At 38.1% G+C, this 1,699-nt stretch carries 3 protein-coding genes and 1 pseudogene; 2 read left to right on the plus strand and 2 right to left on the minus strand.

Annotation, left to right across the window (positions count from 1 at the left end):
* Nucleotides 1-232 (minus strand): annotated as a pseudogene (locus Q0257_RS05275) (purine-nucleoside phosphorylase); the annotation flags it as partial.
* A gap of 171 nt (nt 233-403) precedes the next feature.
* Between Q0257_RS05275 and Q0257_RS05280 the strand changes: the two are divergent.
* Nucleotides 404-661 (plus strand): hypothetical protein, encoded by a 258-nt coding sequence (locus Q0257_RS05280; RefSeq protein ID WP_297879771.1) that lies wholly within the window; start codon nt 404-406, stop codon nt 659-661.
* 18 nt (nt 662-679) lie between these two features.
* Nucleotides 680-1,312 carry a tetratricopeptide repeat protein gene (locus Q0257_RS05285; RefSeq protein WP_298022465.1) on the plus strand — a complete coding sequence of 211 codons (633 nt, stop codon included), beginning with the start codon at nt 680-682 and terminating at the stop codon, nt 1,310-1,312.
* Nucleotides 1,313-1,377: 65 nt separating this feature from the next.
* Here the strand turns inward: Q0257_RS05285 and Q0257_RS05290 are convergent.
* Nucleotides 1,378-1,699, minus strand: a 322-nt coding sequence (locus Q0257_RS05290) for a HisA/HisF-related TIM barrel protein (RefSeq protein ID WP_298022469.1), incomplete at its 5' end; no start/stop codon positions are given.

Consider the following 1,699-nt stretch of genomic DNA (forward strand, 5'->3'; position numbering starts at 1 on the left):
ACGGATTTGCTAAATTTAGCTCATTGTCCGCTTGCGAGTGCGTCGCAAAAGGCGCCAGAGCCGCTAAATCCGCCGCTCGCTCATCCGCAAAATCGCGCTCATATTTAGCGTAAAAGCCTGCCATAGCGCGCTTTTGCAAAAATGCCGTCAGATTTATGCTCATATCGATTAGCCCCACGCCCATAGGTAGCGCGAATGGAAATACTTCGTTTCGTCCCGCCGAGATTATCATTTGCGTATCGCACCTTTGTTATTTTTATCTAATCATAGCCAAATATCAATAAATTTAAGGCTAAATTTTAAAATTCGGCGCGGTAAAATAGCGAATAAATTAAAAATAAATTTAAGCAAATTCTCAGGGGGGGGGGTATTATTGAGACTAAAATTTAAATAAGGAGAGCGTATGGATAAATATGAAAAATTTGTGTTGTCGTTCTTTACGGGAATATTATCGAGTGCTTTGACTACGTTATTTATAAATGGGATTGGTGCCAATACTTTGAGTTCTTTGGTATTGATCGTTTTAAGCGCTATCTCTATTTTTGGCATTTCTTGTATATTTTTTGTAACCAATAAAAGAGAAGAAAGAGAAAAACAAGAGCAAGAAATTAAAAATGAGCAAAAGCACAAACATACTATATTTTATTACTATGAAATTTAAATTTTTAAAGGAGAAAAAATGAAAAAAATTATTTTAAGTTTAGTCGCTTTTGTGTCTTTAGTGTTTGCAGATACCGATTATAATTTTGCTACAGAACTCGAAAAAAAATGCACAAGTATCGGCACAACAAATGAATGCTATGGTGCTGGATTAATATATCACTACGGTGCAGAGGGAGTAAAATTGAATTATGATAAGGCCCTAAAATTCTTTAAAAAAGCATGCGAAGCAAAAGAAGATAGTAAGGAGAAATTTAGTAGTTGCTTTCAGTTGGGACTCATGTATGAAAATGGACGCGGAACGAAACAAAACTACAAAAAAGCGATGGAACTATATACAAAAGCATGCAATGAATATAAAAATGACGGCGATTGCTTTGGGCTTGCTTATGCGTATGAATATGGGATTGGCGTAAAACAAGATAAAGTAAAAGCCGCTGCAGTATATAGAAAAATTTGTGATGCCGATAACGTTTTTTCTGCTTGCTATAACTTCGCCTTGTATAATGAAAACTACAGCGATAAGCAAAAAGCCATGATATATTATAAAAAAACATGCGATATAGGCAGATATGATTACGGCGTGCAAAATCATTCTGAAGCTAAGGAGTTTTGGCAAAGGGCTTGCAATATGTATGAAATTTTAAAATAAAATTTAACTATTTAACCGCTTCGGCAGCTAAATTTCGGCTATATAATTTAAATTTGGCTGGAATTCTACAACCTCACCTCGATGCCTTGCCGCCTTAAATATTCTTTTAGCGCCTTAATTTCGATCTCTCTGAAGTGAAAAATCGACGCCGCTAAGCATGCGTCTGCGCCCGCTAAAAATGCGTCTTTGAAGTGCTCCATTTTGCCTGCGCCACCGCTTGCGATCACGGGTATATCAAGCTCGCTAAAAATCCGCGTTAAATTTAACTCAAATCCGTTTTTAACGCCGTCACAGTCCATCGACGTGAGTAAAATTTCGCCCGCACCGCGCTCCTGCGCCTCTTTCGCCCAAGCAAGCGCATCTCTGCCGGTATCTAGCCTGCCGCCG

The organism is uncultured Campylobacter sp. (genome assembly GCF_938018035.1).
Lineage (GTDB): Bacteria > Campylobacterota > Campylobacteria > Campylobacterales > Campylobacteraceae > Campylobacter_B.